This is a genomic window from Pontibaca methylaminivorans (assembly GCF_900156525.1).
Classification (GTDB): Bacteria; Pseudomonadota; Alphaproteobacteria; order Rhodobacterales; family Rhodobacteraceae; genus Pontibaca; species Pontibaca methylaminivorans.
Genome location: NZ_FTPS01000001.1, coordinates 366,511 through 385,508 on the forward strand (window position 1 = coordinate 366,511; position 18,998 = coordinate 385,508).

18 protein-coding genes are annotated in these 18,998 nt (G+C 67.1%); 7 read left to right on the plus strand and 11 right to left on the minus strand.

Annotated features, from left to right (window positions below; genetic code table 11):
* Positions 1–31 precede the first annotated feature (31 nt).
* Positions 32–652, plus strand: a complete 621-nt coding sequence (cobO, locus tag B0B01_RS01870) for a cob(I)yrinic acid a,c-diamide adenosyltransferase (RefSeq protein WP_076646769.1) — start codon at positions 32–34, stop codon at positions 650–652.
* Positions 652–1,983, plus strand: coding sequence for a cobyric acid synthase (locus B0B01_RS01875; protein ID WP_076646771.1), 1,332 nt, complete (start codon positions 652–654; stop codon positions 1,981–1,983). Before cobO ends, B0B01_RS01875 begins: the two co-directional genes overlap by 1 nt.
* Here the strand turns inward: B0B01_RS01875 and B0B01_RS01880 are convergent.
* Genes B0B01_RS01880 through B0B01_RS01890 form a run of 3 tightly spaced genes read right to left on the minus strand, consistent with a single transcriptional unit; the run spans position 1,973 to position 4,580 of the window.
* Positions 1,973–2,116 carry a DUF2474 domain-containing protein gene (locus tag B0B01_RS01880; RefSeq protein ID WP_076646773.1) on the minus strand — a complete coding sequence of 48 codons (144 nt, stop codon included), beginning with the start codon at positions 2,114–2,116 and terminating at the stop codon, positions 1,973–1,975. The two genes, B0B01_RS01875 and B0B01_RS01880, sit on opposite strands and share 11 nt — an antisense overlap.
* Entirely contained in the window at positions 2,116–3,120 is a 1,005-nt protein-coding gene (gene cydB / locus B0B01_RS01885) for a cytochrome d ubiquinol oxidase subunit II (protein ID WP_076646775.1), read from the minus strand. The genes B0B01_RS01880 and cydB overlap by 1 nt, the downstream gene beginning before the upstream one ends.
* Complete coding sequence (locus B0B01_RS01890) at positions 3,117–4,580, minus strand: cytochrome ubiquinol oxidase subunit I (protein ID WP_083945986.1); 1,464 nt, start codon at positions 4,578–4,580, stop codon at positions 3,117–3,119. The genes cydB and B0B01_RS01890 overlap by 4 nt, the downstream gene beginning before the upstream one ends.
* A gap of 327 nt (positions 4,581–4,907) precedes the next feature.
* On the opposite strand from B0B01_RS01890, the gene ehuB reads away from it, so the two are divergent.
* The 4 genes from ehuB (at position 4,908) to ehuA (ending at position 8,045) form a co-directional block, all read left to right on the plus strand.
* On the plus strand, positions 4,908–5,789 hold the full coding sequence (gene ehuB, locus B0B01_RS01895; RefSeq protein WP_234967682.1) for an ectoine/hydroxyectoine ABC transporter substrate-binding protein EhuB: 882 nt from the start codon (positions 4,908–4,910) through the stop codon (positions 5,787–5,789).
* 115 nt (positions 5,790–5,904) lie between these two features.
* On the plus strand, positions 5,905–6,576 hold the full coding sequence (gene ehuC / locus B0B01_RS01900) for an ectoine/hydroxyectoine ABC transporter permease subunit EhuC (RefSeq protein ID WP_076646779.1): 672 nt from the start codon (positions 5,905–5,907) through the stop codon (positions 6,574–6,576).
* The gene (gene ehuD, locus B0B01_RS01905; protein ID WP_076646781.1) at positions 6,577–7,269 is read left to right on the plus strand and encodes an ectoine/hydroxyectoine ABC transporter permease subunit EhuD; all 693 of its coding nucleotides are present in this window, start codon (positions 6,577–6,579) and stop codon (positions 7,267–7,269) included. It begins immediately after the preceding gene.
* Positions 7,266–8,045 (plus strand): ectoine/hydroxyectoine ABC transporter ATP-binding protein EhuA, encoded by a 780-nt coding sequence (ehuA, locus tag B0B01_RS01910; RefSeq protein ID WP_076646783.1) that lies wholly within the window; start codon positions 7,266–7,268, stop codon positions 8,043–8,045. Before ehuD ends, ehuA begins: the two co-directional genes overlap by 4 nt.
* A 7-nt stretch (positions 8,046–8,052) precedes the next feature.
* On the opposite strand, the gene B0B01_RS01915 is transcribed toward ehuA, so the two are convergent.
* The 7 genes from B0B01_RS01915 to B0B01_RS01945 all read right to left on the minus strand — a co-directional run bounded on the left by B0B01_RS01915 (position 8,053) and on the right by B0B01_RS01945 (position 16,683).
* The gene (locus tag B0B01_RS01915; RefSeq protein ID WP_076646785.1) at positions 8,053–9,249 is read right to left on the minus strand and encodes an acetate/propionate family kinase; all 1,197 of its coding nucleotides are present in this window, start codon (positions 9,247–9,249) and stop codon (positions 8,053–8,055) included.
* A complete protein-coding gene (locus B0B01_RS01920; RefSeq protein ID WP_076646787.1) occupies positions 9,246–10,649 on the minus strand; it encodes a bifunctional enoyl-CoA hydratase/phosphate acetyltransferase in 1,404 nt (467 codons plus the stop codon). Before B0B01_RS01920 ends, B0B01_RS01915 begins: the two co-directional genes overlap by 4 nt.
* A 118-nt stretch (positions 10,650–10,767) precedes the next feature.
* Positions 10,768–10,995 (minus strand): formate dehydrogenase subunit delta, encoded by a 228-nt coding sequence (locus B0B01_RS01925; RefSeq protein ID WP_076646789.1) that lies wholly within the window; start codon positions 10,993–10,995, stop codon positions 10,768–10,770.
* The gene (gene fdhD / locus B0B01_RS01930) at positions 10,985–11,800 is read right to left on the minus strand and encodes a formate dehydrogenase accessory sulfurtransferase FdhD (protein WP_076646791.1); all 816 of its coding nucleotides are present in this window, start codon (positions 11,798–11,800) and stop codon (positions 10,985–10,987) included. The genes B0B01_RS01925 and fdhD overlap by 11 nt, the downstream gene beginning before the upstream one ends.
* A gap of 4 nt (positions 11,801–11,804) precedes the next feature.
* On the minus strand, positions 11,805–14,699 hold the full coding sequence (gene fdhF / locus B0B01_RS01935; RefSeq protein ID WP_076646793.1) for a formate dehydrogenase subunit alpha: 2,895 nt from the start codon (positions 14,697–14,699) through the stop codon (positions 11,805–11,807).
* Positions 14,696–16,216 (minus strand): NADH-ubiquinone oxidoreductase-F iron-sulfur binding region domain-containing protein, encoded by a 1,521-nt coding sequence (locus tag B0B01_RS01940; RefSeq protein ID WP_076646795.1) that lies wholly within the window; start codon positions 16,214–16,216, stop codon positions 14,696–14,698. Before B0B01_RS01940 ends, fdhF begins: the two co-directional genes overlap by 4 nt.
* Positions 16,216–16,683, minus strand: coding sequence for a formate dehydrogenase subunit gamma (locus B0B01_RS01945; RefSeq protein ID WP_076646797.1), 468 nt, complete (start codon positions 16,681–16,683; stop codon positions 16,216–16,218). Before B0B01_RS01945 ends, B0B01_RS01940 begins: the two co-directional genes overlap by 1 nt.
* Before the next feature lie 270 nt (positions 16,684–16,953).
* Here B0B01_RS01945 and B0B01_RS01950 point away from each other — a divergent pair, with 270 nt between their 5' ends.
* Entirely contained in the window at positions 16,954–17,724 is a 771-nt protein-coding gene (locus B0B01_RS01950; RefSeq protein ID WP_234967683.1) for a TOBE domain-containing protein, read from the plus strand.
* Between the two features lie 22 nt (positions 17,725–17,746).
* On the opposite strand, the gene B0B01_RS01955 is transcribed toward B0B01_RS01950, so the two are convergent.
* Positions 17,747–18,937 (minus strand): MFS transporter, encoded by a 1,191-nt coding sequence (locus B0B01_RS01955; RefSeq protein WP_076646801.1) that lies wholly within the window; start codon positions 18,935–18,937, stop codon positions 17,747–17,749.
* Positions 18,938–18,998: the final 61 nt, after the last annotated feature.

The following is an 18,998-nucleotide window of genomic DNA, read 5'->3' on the forward strand; positions in this document are numbered from 1 at the left end:
CCGATCCCCTTTATGCCGAGCGAGTGCCGCCATGACCGAACCCAGCGCCGAGGAGGCCGCCGCCCACGCGGCGAAAAAAGCAAAGATCAAGGCGGCGCGCGACCGGATGATGGAGGAGAAAACCGGCGAAAAGGGGCTGGTCATCGTGCTGACGGGCCCGGGCAAGGGGAAAAGCTCCTCGGCGTTCGGCATGATCCTGCGCTGTCTTGCCCACGGGTATCCCTGCGCGGTGGTGCAGTTCGTCAAGGGCGCGCGCTACAGCGGGGAGCGCGACCTGATCACGGCCCGGTTCGGCGATCTCTGCGCCTTTCACACCATGGGCGAGGGATTCACCTGGGAGACGCAGGATCTGGCCCGCGACCGCGCTGCCGCCGGTGCCGCCTGGGACAAGGCGAAGGAGCTGATCCGCGACAGCCGCAACCGCATGGTTCTGCTGGACGAGATCAACATCGCGCTGCGCTACGAGTACCTCGACCTGCAGGAGGTGGTGGGTTTCCTTGCCGCCGAAAAGCCGCCCATGACCCATGTGGTCCTGACCGGGCGCAACGCCCGGCCCGAACTGATCGCCGCCGCCGATCTGGTCACCGAAATGACGGTGGTGAAGCACCCCTTCCGCGCAGGTATCAAGGCGCAGCCCGGCGTCGAGTTCTGATGCCCGCCGTCATGATCCAGGGCACCGGATCGGATGTCGGCAAGTCGCTTCTGGTTGCGGGGCTTTGCCGGGCGGCGCGCCGGCGCAGGATCACGGTGCTGCCGTTCAAGCCGCAGAACATGTCGAACAACACGAGGCTTTCCGCCGCCGGGCATGAAGTCGCCACTGCGCAGGCGTTGCAGGCGCTGGCCTGCGGGGCCGCGGCGGACAGTGACATGAGCCCGGTCCTGCTGAAGCCGCGCTCGGAAACCGGCTCGCAGGTCGTGGTGCAGGGCCGGCCGCTCGGGGCATTCGCGGCGCGGGATTATGCCAGGCTGAAACCGCAGCTTCTGGACGCGGTGCTGGCCAGTTTCGCACGACTCCAAGCGCGGGCCGAGCTTGTCATCGTCGAGGGAGCGGGCAGCGCGGCCGAGGTCAATCTGCGCCGGGGCGACATCGCCAACATGGGATTTGCGCGTGCCGCCGGTGTGCCCGTGGTGCTGACCGGCGATATCGACCGCGGCGGCGTCATTGCCCAGATCGTCGGCACGCGGGCGGTGCTCGACCCGCAGGATGCGGGGATGGTTCATGGCTTTATCATCAATCGCTTCCGGGGTGATCCCGATCTTTTCCGTGAGGGCTGCCGGATGATCGAGGAACGCAGCGGCTGGCGCAGCTTCGGCGTGCTGCCCTGGTTTTCCGACGCGCGCCTGCTGCCGGCCGAGGACACGCTGGCGCTTTCGAGCGGCGGCGCCAATGCCGGCGGCGGGGGAAGGCTGCGGATCTGCTGTCTTGCCCTGCCGCGCATCGCCGGTTTCGATGCGCTGGATCCGCTGCGGCTGGAACCCGACGTGCGGTTTTCCATGGTTCAGCCCGGCGAGGCCATCCCCGAGGTGGCTCTGGTCATCATCCCTGACAGCGCCGCGCCGCAGGCCGACCTTGCCGTTCTGCGCGCCGAGGGCTGGGACGTGGACCTTCGTGCGCATCATCGCCGTGGCGGGCGTATCCTCGGGCTTGGCGCGGGCCGGCTGATGCTGGGACAGCGGCTCGCGGAGCCGGGCGGCGCAGACGTTCCGGGGCTCGGCCTTTCCGAGGCGGATGCGGCGGACGGGCGGATCGAGGGCATGGCGCGGGCGGAGGTCCTTGCCGATGACGGTTTCCGGCGCCGCTGGCTGTCCCGCCTCGGCGCCACGCCGGTGGTCCGCGACTGGGGGCAGATGCTGGACGAGGTGCTCGACCGGCTGGCCGAACATGTCGAGGCGCATCTCGATGTATCCGCGATTTTCGCGCTTGCGCAGCAGGCAGGGGCCGGTGTCGCCGAACGCTCCGCACCCGGCGCAGTCAGGCGGTGAGCCCGGCCGAGTTCATCAGCAGCCGCAGCAGCAGCGCGATGATGCCAAGCACGAGCACCCCCGCGACCCAGAACAGCAGCATCCAGCCGATACGGCGCAGCCAGAGCCCGGCCCTGCCCCCGCGCCCGGTCATCAGTAACCTTCCTCCGGTTTCACCTTGCCGCGGAAGACGTAATAGGACCAGCCGGAATAGGCGAGGATGATCGGAATGACGATCAGTGCCCCGACCAGGGTGAAGCCCATGCTCGATTCCGGCCCGGCGGCCTCCCAGATCGACACATCGGGCGGGATGATATTGGGCCAGAGACTGATTGCGAGGCCGGAATAGCCGAGGAACAGCAGCAGCAGCGCCAGCCCGAAGGGTGCCGCCTGCCGCTGCCCGGAAAGCGCGCGCAGCAGCAGCCAGGTGGCCAGCACCACCAGCACCGGCACCGGGGCGAAATAGAACAGGTTCGGGGTCGAGAACCAGCGCGCCGCCACATCGGGATGTTCAAGCGGCGTCCAGAGGCTGACGGCGATGATGGCAAGGAACACCGCGCCGGTGACCGGACGGCCGAGGTCGCGCATGCGCGCCTGCAGGTCGCCCTCGGTCTTGAGCACGAGCCAGGTCACCCCGAGCAGCGCATAGGCGATCACCACCCCGAGCCCCACGAACAGGTTGAACGGGGTCAGCCAGTCGAGCGGCCCGCCCGCATGCACGCCGTTCTCGACCCGGAAGCCGCTGATGAAGGCGCCGAGCGCCACTCCCTGCGTGAAGGCGGCCGTATAGGATCCGGCGGCAAAGGCCCGGTCCCAGAAGGGACGGTGCGCATCATCCGCCTTGATGCGGAACTCGAACGAGACCCCGCGCCAGATCAGCCCCACCAGCATCAGGATGAAGGGGATGTAAAGCGCGCTCAGGATCACCGCATAGGCCAGCGGAAAGGCCGCAAAAAGCCCCGCTCCGCCCAGCACGAGCCAGGTTTCGTTCCCGTCCCAGATCGGGGCGACGCTGTTCACCATCAGGTCGCGGTCCCCACGCCGGCGCACGAAGGGGAACAGGATGCCGATGCCGAGATCGAACCCGTCGGTGATGACATACATCATCAGCCCGAAAGCGATGATGAGGGTCCAGAGAAGCGGAAGGTCGAGGGTCATCGGTTGTCTCCCCCGGTGTCGGGCCCAGTGTCGGGCCCAGTATCAGGCCCGGTGTCGGGGCGGCCGGCCGGGCCTTCGACCGCCGAAAGCGGCCGCGCGGGCCGTGCGTCCGGGCGCTGGCGGGGCCGGCCCTCGTCGGTGCCGAGCCGCGGTCCGCTCGCCACGAGCCGCAACATGTAGCGGGTTCCCGCGCCGAAGACGACGAAATAGACCACGATGAACACCACGAGCGAAACCGAGAGCATCAATGTCGAGTGATCCGAGACCGCGTCCTTCGTGCGCATCACCCCGTGGACGATCCAGGGCTGACGTCCGATTTCAGTCGTGAACCACCCGGCAAGCAGCGCGATGAGCCCCGAGGGCCCCATCACCAGCGCGAAGCGCAGAAACCATCCCGGCTGGTAAAGCGTGCCGCGCCAGCGTCGCCAGACACTCCAGATCCCGAGCGCCAGCATGAGCACCGCAAGCCCCACCATTACGCGGAAGCTCCAGAAGATGATCAGCGAATTCGGCCGGTCCTCGGGCGGGAAATCGGCGAGGCCCGGATACTGCCCGTCGAGGCTGTGGGTGAGGATCAGGCTGCCGAGGCGCGGCACCTCGAGCGCAAAGCGCGTCTCCTCGGCCTCCATGTCGGGCCAGCCGAACAGGATCAGCGGCGCGCCCTTGCCGGGTTCGTTGCGCCAGTGCCCCTCCATCCCGGCGATCTTGGCCGGCTGGTGTTCGAGCGTGTTGAGCCCATGCAGGTCGCCGATCAGGATCTGCACCGGCGTGACCAGAACCACCATCCACATGGCCATGGAGAACATGCGCCGCACCGGCTCGCTGTCGTTCCTGCGCAGCAGATGCCAGGCCGCCGCGGCGCCGACGAAAAGCGCGGTCGAAAGAAAGGCGGCCGTGGCCATATGGGTCAGCCGATAGGGAAACGAGGGGTTCATGATCACCGCGAACCAGTCCACCGGCACCACCTTCCCGTCGATGATCTCGTGACCCTGCGGCGTGTGCATCCAGCTGTTCGAGGCCAGAATCCAGAACGAGGAAATCAGCGTCCCGAGCGCCACCATGATGGTCGCGAAGAAATGCAGCCCGCGCCCGACCCGGTCCCAACCGAACAGCATCACCCCGAGAAACCCGGCCTCGAGAAAGAAGGCGGTCATCACTTCATAGGCCAGCAACGGCCCGGTGATCGAACCGGCAAAGGTCGAGAAATGGCTCCAGTTGGTGCCGAACTGATAGGCCATGACGATGCCCGAGACGACGCCCATGGCAAAGTTGACCGCAAAGATTCCCGACCAGAAACGGTAAAGTTCGCGGTAGGCGTCCCTGCCCCGCCACAGCCACAGCCCCTCGAGCACCACGAGATAGCAGGCGAGCCCGATGGTGATGGCGGGAAAGATGATATGGACGGAAATGGTAAAGGCGAACTGAATCCGCGCCAGTTCGAGAGCACCAAGTCCAAACATGTGGAACGCTCCTGCATCGCCCGTGACCACAGCCGCCCCGGGGGCCGGATCGCCTCATCCCGCCGGGGCCGCATTCGAAACCCACAGCTAGTGCAACCCGGCGCGCCGGAAAGCCGGGCCGCGGCGGGACGCCCGGAAATCAGTGCCCCCGCGCCAAGAGGTCGCAGCTTTTCGGGCGCATTTTGCGCGACCGATCCGCCCGCACCGACCCGCGGCCGCAAGGCCGGAGCCGACGGCGCACCGAGAATTACCTGCGGAAAGCTTTGACATTACTTTGTTCAGCTATTTATATTCCTTAGCTAAACCACATTATGGGAGGGAATAACTTTGACACTCAAACAAAATTTCAATCCGGTACGGTTGTTTGCACCGGCAGCGCTGGCCGCTGCCGGGATCGTTTTCACCGCCGCGCCCGCGGTCTCGGCCAGTCTTGAGGAACTGCAGGACGAGGGCACCATCCGCATCGCCGTCGCGAACGAGATTCCCTATGGCTATGTCGATCCCGCCGGCGAGGCCAAGGGCGCCGGGCCGGAAACCGCGATCCACATCATGGAAGAGCTTGGTATCGACAATATCGAATGGGTTCCCACCGATTTCTCCTCGCTCATTCCCGGGCTTCAGGCGGGACGGTTCGACATGGTGGCGGCCGAGATGGCGATCCTGCCGCAGCGCTGCACCAAGGCGCTGTTTTCCGAGCCGAACAGCTCCTATGGCGAGGGGCTTCTTGTGCTGAAGGACAATCCCAAGGACATCCACGCCTATACCGATTTTGCCGAGCGCGACGACCTCAAGGTCGCGATCATGGCCGGTGCGGACCAGCTTGAATTCCTGCAGGAACTCGGTGTGGCCGAGGGGCAGATGGTGACCATCTCGGCGAATTCCGACGCGGTTTCGGTGGTCTCCACGGGTCGGGCCGATGCCTATGCGGCGACCGGGCTCACCGCCGCCGACCTTGCCAGCAAGTCCGACGCGGTGGAACTGGCCGAGAATTTCGAGGATCCGGTGATCGGTGGCGAACCGGTGCGCAGCTGGGGCGGATTCGTCTTTGCGCAAGGCTCCGAGGATCTGCGCGATGCGGTGAACGAGGCGCTCGCGCAGTACAAGGAAACCGACGACTGGGCCGAGACGCTCAAGAGCTACGGCTTCAGCGATCAGGATCTTGCGGATTCGAACGAACGCAGCACCGAAGAGCTCTGCGCGGCGCAATGATGCCGATGCGGCGGGCGACCGCGCGCGGCCCGGCCGGCGACACGGGCCGCGGCACGGGCCGCGGCACCGGGACAGACACCCCGGTGCCCGGCGCTGACCGGCCCGGGCCCGCGCCATGAGCTGGAGCGAATATCTCCCGGTGCTCTGGCAAGGGGCCTGGGTGACGATCCAGCTCACCTTCTGGTCGACGATCCTCGGTGCCGTGCTCGCCTTTGCCGCCGGGCTTGGCCGGCTTTCGCATCGCGCCCCGCTCAGGTGGCTTTCGGTCGCCTATATCGAGATCTTCCGCGGCACCTCGCTGCTCGTGCAGCTGTTCTGGCTTTATTTCGCCCTGCCGCTCATCGGCGAGGCCATCGGCATCAACCTGCGGATGCCGCCGGTGGTCACCGGGGTGGTGGCGCTTTCGCTCAATATCGGCGCCTACGGGGCCGAGGTGGTGCGCGGTGCGGTGCAGGCCGTGTCGCGCCGCCAGCACGAGGCGGCGAAGGCACTGAACTTTACCCCGCGCCGGGCGCTGCTGCGCATCATTCTCCCGCAGGCCGTGCCCGAGATGATGCCGCCGTTCGACAATCTCGCGATCCAGAACCTGAAGGACACGGCGCTCGTGTCGCTGATCGCGCTTGGCGACCTGGCCATGCGGGCCGAGCAGTTGCGCAACTTCACGCAGGATTCGGTCACGATCTATTCCATGGTGCTGGTGATGTATTTCGGCATGGCGCTGGTCCTGACGGCGCTGGTGCGGCTGCTTGCGCACAGCCTCGGGCGCTGGCGCACGGGAGGGACATAGATGCTGTTCGGAATCGAATGGGACGCCAGCAGCAACTGGTCGCTTGCCGTCTCGATCCTGCCGATCCTGTTGCGCGCCATGGTGGTGACGCTCCATGCGGCGGTGCTCGGCTTTGCGATCGCGATGGTGCTGGGGCTGGTGCTGGCGGCGCTGAAGGCCGCGCCGGTGCGGCTGGTCTCGTGGCCCGCGCGCTTCGTGGCGGAGTTCCTGCGCGACACGCCGCTGCTCGTGCAGCTTTTCTTTCTGTACTACGTCCTGCCCGAATTCGGCATCGTCCTGCCGGCCTTCATGACCGGGGCGGTGGCGTTGGGGCTGCAGTATTCCGCCTATCTGGCCGAGGTCTACCGCGCGGGGATCGAAGCCGTGCCGCGGGGCCAGCTCGAGGCCGCGCGGGCGCTCGACCTGGCGCCGCGGCGCACCTTCACCCATATCGTGCTGCCGCAGGCGATCCCGCGCATCATCCCGGCCATGGGCAATTACCTCGTCTCGATCACCAAGGACGTGCCGGTTCTGTCGGTCGTGACCGTGCTCGAGATGCTGAACGTGGCCAAGATCATCGGCGACCGCACCTTCAACTATCTCGTGCCGCTCACCATGGTCGGGGCGCTTTACCTTGTCATGACGCTGATCGCCGCCCGCGGCGTGCGCTGGCTGGACATGAAACTGCCGAAAACCGGGATTGCATTGCGATGAGCGAACCGATCATCACCTTCGACGACGTCAGCAAGCGTTTCGGCGCGGTCACCGTGCTGGACGGGCTGGATTTCAACGTGGCCGAGGGGGAAAAGGTCACCATCATCGGCCCCTCCGGCTCGGGGAAATCGACGATCCTGCGGATCCTGATGACGCTCGAGCCGATCTCGGGCGGGACGGTCTGGGTCGACGGCGAACCGCTCTGGCACGAAAAGGCGGCTGACGGGTCGCTGAAGCGCCCCTCCGAGCGCCACATGCGCCACATGCGCACCAAGCTCGGCATGGTGTTCCAGAGCTTCAACCTGTTTCCCCACATGAGCGTGCTGCGCAACATCACCGAAGCGCCGGTGCAGGTGTTGAAGCTGTCGAAGGCGCAGGCGCGCGAACGGGCGGGCGACCTGCTCGAGATGGTGGGCATGAGCGATCACCGCGACAAGTTCCCCAACCAGTTGTCCGGCGGGCAGCAGCAGCGCGTGGCGATCGCGCGGGCGCTGGCGATGCGGCCCAAGATCATGCTGTTCGACGAGCCGACCTCGGCGCTCGACCCCGAACTTGTCGGTGAGGTGCAGGAGGTCATCCGCCGGCTGGCCGACGCCCATGACCTGACCATGCTCATGGTCACGCACGAGATGCGCTTTGCCCGCGAGATTTCGGACCGGATCTGTTTCATCGACAAGGGGCGCATCATCGAGGACGGCCCGCCCGAGGCCATCTTTTCCGATCCGCGCGAAGAACGCACGCGCGAATTCCTGGGCGCCCTGCTCGGCGAGGGTTGAGGCGCGCTCAGCCCCTGCCCGGCCCGCCGGGCCCGGCGCCGCGCAGGATCGCAAGGGCCTCTTCGGCGATGATCTGCTCTTCGTCGGTCGGGATCACGAGCGTGTCGATCCGCGCGCCTTCCGCCCCGATCCGCAGGGCATTGCCCGCATTCGCCGCCGCGTCGAGCTCGACCCCGAGCCAGGCCAGACGCTCGGCAACCGCCGCGCGGATCTGCGGCTGGTTTTCCCCGATCCCGGCGGTAAAGACCAGCACATCAATGCCCCCGAGCACCGAACCGAGACGCGCCACCTCGCCGGCAATGCGGCGGGTGAAGACCTCGATCGCCTCGGCGGCCTCCGGGCGGGTGCTGGCGAGCAATTCGCGGGAATCGGCGCTGATCCCGGACAGCCCGAGCAGCCCGGACTCGTGATAAAGCATCCGTTCGACCTCGCCCAGTGACCAGCCGCCGGGGCCGAGAAGGTGCAGCAGGAGGCCGGGATCGACCGAACCGGGCCGGGTCGCCATGGGGATGCCCTCGAGCGTCGAAAACCCCATGGAGCTTGCCCGGCTCAGCCCCCCGCTCATGGCGCAGAGGCTCGCGCCGCTGCCGAGATGCGCCGCCACCACCCGCGCCCCGCCGGCACCGAGTTCGGCAAGCCGGCGGGCGATCCAGGCATAGGACAGCCCGTGAAACCCGTAACGCTTCAGCCCCTGATCATGGAGATGGCGGGGAATGGCATAGCGCCGCTCGATCGGCTCCTGCATCATGTGAAAGGCCGTGTCGAAAGAGGCGCTCTGCATGACCTCGGGCCGCAGGCGGCGGATCGCCTCGATCAGTTGCACGCATTGCGGCTGATGCAGCGGGGCGAGGCGCTCGAAATCGCGGATCCGCGCGAATACCTCGTCCCCGATCGGCGCGGGGCCGGCAAACAGGTCGCCCCCGTGCACGACGCGATTGCCGATGATCGCGGTCCGGTCAAGATCGACATGGCGCGCCATCTGCCCGAGCGCCTCGCGCAGCAGCGCCACCATGTCGCCGCGATCGGCGGCGGCAAGGGGGTGAACGTGGCGCTCGCCGCCGAATTCCGCCCGCAGCGCGAAAGGCGCGCCGCGAAAGTCGATGGTGGCCGAGCCGATGCGCAGCGGCACATCTTCGGCGCGGAAGAGCCCCATCTTGATCGTGGACGAGCCCGGATTGACGGTGACGATCAGATCCCGGGTCATCGCACCGCCCCCTGCCGGCGGGCGGCGGTGATCTTGGCCAGCGCGACCGACGCGATCCGCGCCGTCAGCGGATCGGACCGGCTGGTCAGCACGATCGGCACCCGCGCCCCGAGCACGAGTCCCGCCGCCGTCGCCCCGGCGAAATAGATCAATTGCTTGGCCACCATGTTGCCGGCCTCGAGATCGGGAACCAGCAGCACATCGGCCTGCCCGGCCACGGGCGAGCATATGCCCTTGGTCGCCGCCGCCTCGGGGCTGATCGCGTTGTCGAAGGCAAGCGGCCCGTCCACCAGCGCGCCGGTGATCTGCCCCCGCGCCGCCATGACCGTGAGCGCGGCGGCATCGAGCGTGGCCGGCATGGCCGCGTTCACCGTCTCGACCGCAGCGAGCACCGCGACCTTCGGCTCCGCGATGCCGAGCAGGCGCAGCAGGTCGACCGCGTTCTGGCAGATGTCGCGCTTGTGGTCGAGCGTCGGCTGGATGTTCACCGCCGCGTCGGTCACGATCAGCGGTTTGGGATAGGCCGGCACGTCCATGGCATAGACGTGGCTCAGCCGCCGGTCGGTGCGCAGGCCGCCGTCGCGCGCCAGCACCGCACCGAGAAGCTCGTCCGTATGCAGGCTGCCCTTGACCAGCATCGCGACCCGGCCCGAAGCGGCAAGCTCCACCCCCCGCGCGGCGGCGGCGTGGCTGTGCTCGACCGGCTCGATCGCGAAGCCGTCGAGCGAAACGCCCGCCTCCTCGGCGACCCTGCGGATCCGGGCCTCGGGGCCGATCAGCAACGGCTCGATCATGGCGTCCTCGCGCAGTTCGACCGCCGCCAGCAGCGCCCCCCGCGAACAGGGATGCACAATGCCGGCCCGCATCCCCGGCAGGCCGCGGGCGTGTTCGACATAGGTCTCGAAAATGCCCGGGCGGATCAGGGCAAGGCGCGGCATCGGCACCGCCGGCCAGCTGACCTTGCGCGCCGGGGCCTTGACCAGCGCGGTCCCGCTCAGCACCTCGCGGCCGTTCTGGTTCGTGCATGTGGTCCTGAACCGCAGCCGTTGGCCGGGCAGTTTCTCCGTCACCTCGACCCGCGCGGTGATCGTGTCGCCGGGCGCGACCGGGTGCACGAAGTGAAGCTCCTGCCCCAGATAGACCGTGCCCGGCCCCGGCAGCCGCGTGCCGAGCACCGCCGACACCATCGCCGCGGTCCACATTCCATGCGCGACCACATGGCCATAGATGTCGTCGGCGGCAAAGGCCGGGTCGAGATGGGCCGGGTTGCGGTCCCCCGACACGGCGGCGAACAGGAAGATATCCTCTTCGCTGATGGTGCGGGTCAGGACATCGCTGTCACCGACCCCGATCCCGTCATAGACGTGATTGACGAGATGCTCGTTCTTCGTCCCCGCCATTGCCGCACCCCTTCCGCCCCGAAACAAGACATGGTGGATACTGCGTTCGATCCCGGGAACGGGCAACAGTCAAGGCCAGAGATCCGGGCGCGGCGGGATCGGGCGCTGGCGTCAGGCGTCAGGCGTCCGCGGCCGGGCGGCGGATCTGCGCCGCCGCCTCGATCACCAGCGGGCGGAGATCCTCGCCCCCGCTTTCCAGATAGGCCAGAAGCTGGCGGCGCATCCGCGGCTCCCAGAAATCGTTGATATGGCCGGCGACGCCCGCGGCGGCCTCTTCCGCCGGCATGGCGGTTTCCATGAACATGGAGATCTGGTTGGCCATGGTGACCATCTTTTCAGGCGACATCGGCTTTGTCCTCTCGGATGATGCGTTCGGGATGGGTGAAGATTTCGAAACCCGCGTGACGGGCAAGGCCGATCAGCGTGAGCCCCGATTGCGCGGCCATGCGGACCGCGGCGCTTGTCGGGGTGGAAATCGCGATCAGCACCGGGATGCCGGCGGCGGTGGCCTTCTGCACGATATCTGTCGAACAGCGGCAGGTGAGCAGCGCGGCGCCGCGCGCGGGGTCGCCCGCCCCCGCGATCACCGCGCCGATCAGCTTGTCGAACGCATTGTGACGGCCCACGTCCTCGCGGGCCACGATCACGCCCGCCTCCGGGGTCCAGAAGGCGGTGCCGTGAACCGCGCGCGTCAGGTCATGCAGGGGCTGATGATTTTCGAGCGCGGCGATGGCGCCGAGCACCTCGTCCGCCGGGATGCGGAAATCCGAGGCGGGCACCGGATTGGGACGGCGCATCGCCTCTTCGAGGCTTTCGATACCGCAAAGCCCGCATCCGACCGGCCCCGCCATGGAGCGGCGCCTTGCCTGCTGGCGCGCGGCGGCGCCGTCGGCAAGCCATATCTGCAGGTCGATGCCGAGCGGCAGTTCCACCGCGGTGATCGATTCGATCTCCTCCGGGGTGGCGATCCCCTCGGTCAGGCTGAAGCCGCGCGCGAAATCCTCGAGATCCGCCGGGGTGGCCAGCATGACCGCATGGGTCGAGCCGTTATAGCTCAGCGCCACCGCAACCTCGGCCGGCAAGTCCCTGTCTCCACGTTCAAAACTGCCCGCCCGGAATGCCAGGCGGGCATGGGCCCGATGGGTGTTCATCGGCTCATTCCGCCGCGGTGACGATCCGGCGGGACATGCGGGTGAGCTCCTCCTGTTCCTCCTGCCAGTCGGTCGGCCCGTTCGAGGGCGCAACCTGCACCGCCGTCACCTTGTATTCCGGGCAGTTGGTGGCCCAGTCGCTCGAGTCGGTGGTGACGACGTTGACCTGGTTGAAGGGGTGGTGGAACGTCGTATAGACCACGCCCGGCGCCACCACATCGGTGACTTCGGCCCGCAGGGTGGTTTCGCCCGCCCGGCTGTTCATCCGCACCCAGTCACCATGGCGGATGCCGCGATCCTCGGCATCATGGGGGTGGATCTGGAGCACATCCTCACCGTGCCAGACCATGTTCGCCGTGCGCCGCGTCTGGGCGCCGACGTTGTACTGCGACAGGATCCGCCCGGTGGTGAGCAGCAGCGGGAAGCGGCGGTTGGCCTTTTCCTCCGACGGGACATAACCGGTGCGGATGAATTTCCCCTTGCCGCGCACGAAACCGTCGACATGGACGATCGGCGTGCCTTCGGGCGCCTCGTCGTTGCAGGGCCATTGCACCGAGCCCAGCTCGTCGAGCCGTTCATAGGTGACCCCGGCAAAGCTCGGCGTGGTCGCGGCGATCTCGGCCATGATCTCGCTCGGGTGGGTATAGGTCCACTCCGCGCCCATGGCATTGGCCAGCATCTGGGTCACTTCCCAGTCGGCGTAACCCGATTGCGGCGCCATCACCTGGCGCACCATGTTGATGCGCCGTTCGGCGTTGGTGAAGGTGCCGTCCTTTTCAAGGAAGCTCGACCCCGGCAGGAAGACATTGGCGAAATTCGCGGTCTCGTTCAGGAACAGGTCATGGACAATGACCAGCTCCATCGCCTTGAGCCCGGCCGCGACATGCTGCGAATCCGGGTCGGATTGCATGATGTCCTCGCCCTGACAGTAAAGCGCCTTGAAGGTGCCGTCCACCGCCGCATCCAGCATGTTGGTCACGCGCAGGCCCGGCTCCGGGTCGATCGGAACGCCCCAGGCCCGTTCGTAGATCTCGCGCACGTCCTTGTTCTTGACGTGGCGATAGCCCGGAAGCTCGTGCGGGAAGGATCCCATGTCGCAGGAGCCCTGCACGTTGTTCTGCCCCCGCAGCGGGTTCACCCCGACGCCGGGACGGCCGATATTGCCGGTCAGCATGGCAAGGTTCGCAATCGCGATGACCGCGGTCGAGCCCTGCGCATGTTCGGTGACACCGAGCCCGTAATAGATCGAGGCATTGCCCCCCGTGGCATAAAGCCGGGCGGCGGCGCGGATTTCCCCGGCGGGAACGCGGCTCATCGCCTCGACCGCCTCGGGACTGTTGGCGGCATCGCTCACGAATTCGAGGTAATCCTGGAACTCGTCCCAGTCGCAGCGTTCGCGGATGAACGCCTCGTTATAGAGCCCCTCGGTCGCGATCACATGGGCCATGGCGGTGATCACCGCCACATTGGTGCCCGGCCGCAGCGCAAGATGATGCACCGCGTCGTAATGCGGGCCGTCCATGGTTTCGGAGCGGCGCGGATCGACCACGATCAGCTTCGCCCCCTCGCGCAGGCGCTTCTTCATGCGCGAGGCGAAGACCGGGTGCGCGGCGGCCGGGTTCGCGCCGATCAGCAGCACCACATCGGTATCGTCGATCGAGACGAAGTCCTGCGTGCCGGCCGAGGTGCCGAAGGTCTTGCCCAGCCCGTAGCCGGTCGGCGAATGGCAGACCCGCGCGCAGGTGTCGGTATTGTTGTTGCGCAGCACCGCACGGGCGAATTTCTGCACCAGATAGGTTTCCTCGTTGGTGCAGCGGCTCGAGGTGAGCACCCCGGCCGACTTGCGGCCGTATTTGTCCTGAATCTCGCGCAGGCGCGTGGCGGCAAAGCCGATCGCCTCGTCCCAGGAGACCTCTTTCCACGGCTCTTCGTAACTGTCGCGGATCATCGGCTTCAGGATGCGGTCCTGATGGTTGGCATAGCCATAGGCAAAGCGGCCCTTGACACAGCTGTGCCCCTCGTTGGCCTTGCCGTGCTTGTAGGGCACCATGCGCACCAGTTCGTCGCCCAGAAGCTCGGCCTTGAAGGTGCAGCCGACCCCGCAATAGGCGCAGGTGGTCAGCACGGTGCGGTTCGGCAGCCCGATTTCAAGCACCGACTTTTCGGTCAGCGACCCGGTCGGGCAGGCCTGCACGCAGGCCCCGCAGGAGACGCATTCCGAGCTGAGGAAATTGTCGTCGAGCATCCCCGGCTGCATCCGCGCATCCCAGCCGCGCCCGTTCATCGACAGCGCAAAGGTGCCCTGGATGTCGTTGCAGGCCCGCACGCAGAGATCACAGGCGATGCATTTCGCCGGGTCGTACTGGAAATAGGGGTTCGAGGTATCGACCTCCAGAAACTGCGGGTTCGGCTTGCCGTCCGCTGTTTGGGGTTCGTAATGGGTGGTCATGCCACCGCTTTCAGGTGCCTTGTAACGGACCTCGCGCAGCCCGACCTGCGCCGCCATCGCGTGCAGCTTGCAGTCGCCGTCCGAAGGCGAGGTCATGCGCTCCTGCGGGTAGTCGGAGACGTAAAGCTCCATCACACCGCGGCGCAGCTGCTTGAGGCGCGGGGTCTGGGTATGCACCACGAGCCCCTCGGCCGCCGGCGTCGTGCAGGAGGCCGGGGTGCCGCGCCGCCCGTCGATCTCGACCAGGCACATGCGGCACGAGCCCCAGGCATCGAGGCTGTCGGTCGCGCAGAGGCGGGGAATGTCGACGCCGGCCTCGGCAGCGGCGCGCATGAGGCTCGTGCCCTCGGGCACGCTCACGCTCTCGCCGTCGATGGTCAGCGTCACCATGGTTGTCGATTTCGACGCAGGGGTTCCGAAATCGTGGTCGGGAAGAATGAAATCTCTCATTCGGCTGCCTCCCTGGCTTTGATCCCGAAATCATCGGGAAAATGGGTGAAAGCGGACATGACCGGATAGGGCGTGAAGCCGCCGAGCGCGCAGAGCGAACCATCGGTCATGGTCTGGCAGAGGTCGGTGAGCAGTTCGACCGCCGCCCCGTCGCCCTCGGCAATACGGTCGATGGTCTCGACCCCCCGCACCGAACCGATGCGGCAGGGCGTGCATTTCCCGCAGGATTCGACTGCGCAGAACTCCATCGCGAAGCGCGCCATCTTCATCATGTTGGTGCTGTCGTCGAAAACCACGAGCCCGGCATGGCCGATCAGCGCATCCTGCCCGGCGTATTCCTCGTAACCGAAGGGCGTCTCGAACTGGTGCGGGGCAAGGTAGGCGCCAAGCGGCCCGCCGACCTGCACCGCCTTGACCGGGCGCCCGGACAGCGTGCCGCCGGCAAGGTCCTCGACGATTTCGCGCAGCGGCATGCCGAAGGCGGTCTCGTAAAGCCCGCCGCGCTTCACGTTGCCGGCGATCTGCAGCGGGATCGTGCCGCGCGACCGGCCGAGCCCGAAGCTTGCGTAGAACTCGGCGCCGCGCTCCATGATCACGGGCACCGTGGCGAGCGAGATCACGTTGTTGACCACGGTCGGCTTGCCGAGGAAACCTTCAAGCGCCGGCAGCGGCGGCTTGGCGCGCACCACGCCGCGCTTGCCCTCGAGCGAATTCAGCAGCGAGGTTTCCTCGCCGCAGATATAGGCACCGGCACCGATGCGAATCTCGAGCTCGAACGCATGGCCGGAGCCGAGCACCGAATCGCCAAGCAGCCCGTTTTCGCGGGCAAGCCGGATCGCGGCACCGAAGACCTCGTTCGCATCCGGGTATTCCGAGCGCGAATAGACATAGCCCCGCGTCGCCCCGACGGCGATCCCGGCGATCACCATGCCGGCGATCAGGGTCAGCGGATCGCCCTCCATCAGCATCCGGTCAGCGAAGGATCCGCTGTCCCCCTCGTCGGCGTTGCAGATGATGTATTTCCGGTCGGCCTGCGCGCCGAGCACGGTGTTCCACTTGATGCCGGTCGGGAAACCCGCGCCGCCCCGGCCCCGCAGGCCGGAATCGGTCACTTCCTGCACGATGGCGGCCGGTTCCATCCCGAGCGCGCGCTCGAGCCCGCGGAGCCCGCCGGCCTCGCGGAAGGCGGCAAAATCGAGCGGGTCGATGATGCCGCAACGGGCGAAGGTCAGGCGGTTCTGCCCCTTCATCCAGGGCAGGTCCTCGGTCAGGCCGAGCGCCTTTTCACCGCCATCGAAAATCTGCGCGACCTCTGCCGGCGTCATCGGGCCGAAGGCACGGCGGCCCTCGGGCGTCTCGACCTCGACCAGCGGTTCAAGCCAGACCATCCCGCGCGAACCGTTGCGCCGGATCGTCACATCCACGCCGCGCCGCCCGGCCTCGGCCCGGATGGCGGCGACCACGGCTTCAGCACCGAGCGCCTTTGCCGCCGCGTCGCGGGGAACCCAGATATCCATCAGCGCACCTCCGCCACGAGTTCATCGAACCGGGCCGCGTCCACCCGCCCTTCGACCCGGCCATCGACCAGCATCGACGGCCCGCAGGCGCAGAGCCCGAGGCAATAGACCGGCTCGAGCGTCACCCGCCCGTCGGGGGTGGTGTCGTTCCAGCCGATGCCGAGCCTGTCGCGGACGTGATCGGCCAGCGCATCGGCGCCGAGCGCCTGGCAGGCTTCCGAACGGCAAAGCTTCACCACATGGCGGCCGACCGGTTCGCGGTGAAAATCGTGATAGAAGCTCACGACGCCCTGCACCTCGGCGCGGCTCATCCGCAGCGCCTCGGCGATCGGCGGCAGGGCTTCCTGCGGGATATGGCCGAAATTTTCCTCGACATCGTGAAGAATCGGCAGCAACGGGCCTTCGCGGTCGCGATGACGCGCGATGATTTCGTTGACCGGCCCGGTGATGGTGGGATCGTCCTGCATGACTGGCCCCTGTTCAAGTTCCAAAAGAAAATCGCCTCGGCACCGCCTGACGCGATGTCGGCCTTGCCCCGGCACATGGTCTGGGCTCAAATGGGGCCGTCTTTTCCGCTACCCGGAGCCCCGTCGTGACTGTCAGCCCTGTTTGCCGTTTTCCGCTATTCGCCCTTCCACGATTTCTGCCGATGGCTGTTCGATGAGTGAGTCTTACCGCTATATACCAGATTATACAACGCCTGTTGAGGCCCGGCCATGACGGTGCGGGCATCCATCATGCTGAAGAGCGACGAAATGCCCGCGGTGGGGCGCGATCGCATACGCCTGCTTGAAGCGGTCGGGCGTCACGGCAGCATCACCGGCGGCGCAAAGGAGGTCGGGCTCAGCTACAAGGCGGCCTGGGATGCGCTTGACGCCATGGCCAATCTGTTCGGCAAGCCCCTGCTCGCAAGCCGCACCGGCGGGCGGGCCGGCGGCGGCACCACGCTCACCCCGGCCGGCATCCGCGTGGTCGAGGCCTATCACCGGCTCGAGGCGGGGCTTGAACAGCTTTTCTCCAGCATCGAACCCTCGCTGGCCGAGGCCGGCATCCAGCCGTTTCATCTCGTATCGGGGCTGCTCATGAAAACCAGCGCACGCAACGCCCTGCGCGGCACCATCACCAATATCTCCAGCGGCACGATCACCTCGGACGTCACCGTGGCGGTGAGCGACGTGGCGACGATCCATGCGCTTGTCACCAACGAAAGCGTGCGCGAACTGGGCCTTGTGCCCGGGCGCGAGGCGATCGTGCTGATCAAGGCGCCCTTCGTGATCGTTGCCCCGGGTGAAACGCCGCCCGTGGTCTCGGCGCACAACTGCGTCAAGGGCACGGTGCTGCGCTGCGAGACATCGACCCTGAACGCCGAGGTCGTGCTCGACATCGGCAGCGACAAGACGCTGGTCGCCGTGATCACCGCCCAGAGCGCCGAGGCGCTCAGGCTTGAACCCGGCATGACCGCCCATGCGCTGTTCGACGCGGCGCATGTGCTGATCGCGACCGACTGACAGCGCGGCCGCGGCGCCCGGGTCAGGGCGTTTCCGGCTCGGGCGTCATGAAATATAGCACGTAGCCGATTGCCAGCGGCACGAGAAAGGTCAGGAACACGACCGAAAACACCGCCGGCGGCGCCCACATCGATTCGGCCATGCGATATATGGGCCGGGTCACGAACTGCATCACCGCGACACCGCCGATGGCGATCATGTTCAGAAAGGTAACCCCCCGCCCGAGCAGCGGCATCGGGATGAAACTGCGCCCGTGCGCCATCATGAGCGCATATCCCACGCCGGAAAACCCGATCAGCCCCAGCAGCAGCGCCGCCGGAATCAGCCCGGCAGCCGGAAACAGGACCAGCAGGGCAAGCACCATGACCGTCACCCCGGTCAGCCCGAGCGCGGCACGGCGCAGGCTTCCGGCCAGCCGCACCAGCGGCGCCACCAGGAAATTTCCAAGCACCATCGCCAGCCCCATGCCAAGCGTGACGAACCCGATCGCGTGATCATCGGCACCAAAGACCTCGGACACATAGGGCGCGGCCCAGAGCCCGCGCAGGGCGGCCGGAACCGCGTAGATCAGGAAGAACAGCGGCACGAGAAACCAGAGCGCCCGGATCCGCAGAAGCGCCGCCGGCGAGCCGCGCGTGCCGCTGGTGTCGAGCCGCTCGGGATCGCGCACCAGAAGCAGGATCGCGAGCGCCATCATGAGGGTGATCGCCGAAAGCCCGAACTGCGTGCCGCGCCAGCCGACGGTCTGGATCGCCCAGACGAGCGGCGCCGCGCCAAGAATATCCCCGAAGGAGCCGACCGCGACGGCAAACCCGGCAAGCGGGCCGAAGCTCGCCACCGGATATTCCCGCGCAAAGATGTAATAGGCCCCCATCAGGGCCGGCGCGCAGCCCGCCCCGAGGAATGTCATCGCGACATGCAGGTGCCAGGTCTCGGTGGCCAGCCCGAAGATCAGCGCACCCCCTGCCCCGCCGACCGCCATCAGCACCGCCACCGTCCGGCGCGGCCCGAAACGATCGAGCCCCCAGCCGACCGGAAGCTGCACCAGGGCGAAGGCCAGGAACCAGAGGCCCGACGACAGCGCAAGGTCATCCGGCCCGACGCCGAGCTCGCGGCCCAGCACCGGCGACATGACGGCAAGGAACACCCGGTAGAACTGGCTGAGCACATAGCTGAGCACGATGGTGAAGGTTCCAACCGAGATCCGCGGCATGAGACCGGTCCTTTTCGTCCGGGAAAGATGCTCCTGTCTGCCCCAGCCGCCAGCCGGCCGC

What these genes read in the sequence shown, in the direction of transcription:
- cobO (WP_076646769.1), top strand. Translation starts at nt 32, where the DNA reads ATGACCGAACCCAGCGCCGAGGAGGCCGCCGCCCACGCGGCGAAAAAA.
- B0B01_RS01875 (WP_076646771.1), top strand. Translation starts at nt 652, where the DNA reads ATGCCCGCCGTCATGATCCAGGGCACCGGATCGGATGTCGGCAAGTCG.
- B0B01_RS01880 (WP_076646773.1), bottom strand. Translation starts at nt 2,116, where the DNA reads ATGACCGGGCGCGGGGGCAGGGCCGGGCTCTGGCTGCGCCGTATCGGC.
- cydB (WP_076646775.1), bottom strand. Translation starts at nt 3,120, where the DNA reads ATGACCCTCGACCTTCCGCTTCTCTGGACCCTCATCATCGCTTTCGGG.
- B0B01_RS01890 (WP_083945986.1), bottom strand. Translation starts at nt 4,580, where the DNA reads ATGTTTGGACTTGGTGCTCTCGAACTGGCGCGGATTCAGTTCGCCTTT.
- ehuC (WP_076646779.1), top strand. Translation starts at nt 5,905, where the DNA reads ATGAGCTGGAGCGAATATCTCCCGGTGCTCTGGCAAGGGGCCTGGGTG.
- ehuD (WP_076646781.1), top strand. Translation starts at nt 6,577, where the DNA reads ATGCTGTTCGGAATCGAATGGGACGCCAGCAGCAACTGGTCGCTTGCC.
- ehuA (WP_076646783.1), top strand. Translation starts at nt 7,266, where the DNA reads ATGAGCGAACCGATCATCACCTTCGACGACGTCAGCAAGCGTTTCGGC.
- B0B01_RS01915 (WP_076646785.1), bottom strand. Translation starts at nt 9,249, where the DNA reads ATGACCCGGGATCTGATCGTCACCGTCAATCCGGGCTCGTCCACGATC.
- B0B01_RS01920 (WP_076646787.1), bottom strand. Translation starts at nt 10,649, where the DNA reads ATGGCGGGGACGAAGAACGAGCATCTCGTCAATCACGTCTATGACGGG.
- B0B01_RS01925 (WP_076646789.1), bottom strand. Translation starts at nt 10,995, where the DNA reads ATGTCGCCTGAAAAGATGGTCACCATGGCCAACCAGATCTCCATGTTC.
- fdhD (WP_076646791.1), bottom strand. Translation starts at nt 11,800, where the DNA reads ATGAACACCCATCGGGCCCATGCCCGCCTGGCATTCCGGGCGGGCAGT.
- fdhF (WP_076646793.1), bottom strand. Translation starts at nt 14,699, where the DNA reads ATGAGAGATTTCATTCTTCCCGACCACGATTTCGGAACCCCTGCGTCG.
- B0B01_RS01940 (WP_076646795.1), bottom strand. Translation starts at nt 16,216, where the DNA reads ATGGATATCTGGGTTCCCCGCGACGCGGCGGCAAAGGCGCTCGGTGCT.
- B0B01_RS01945 (WP_076646797.1), bottom strand. Translation starts at nt 16,683, where the DNA reads ATGCAGGACGATCCCACCATCACCGGGCCGGTCAACGAAATCATCGCG.
- B0B01_RS01950 (WP_234967683.1), top strand. Translation starts at nt 16,954, where the DNA reads ATGCTGAAGAGCGACGAAATGCCCGCGGTGGGGCGCGATCGCATACGC.
- B0B01_RS01955 (WP_076646801.1), bottom strand. Translation starts at nt 18,937, where the DNA reads ATGCCGCGGATCTCGGTTGGAACCTTCACCATCGTGCTCAGCTATGTG.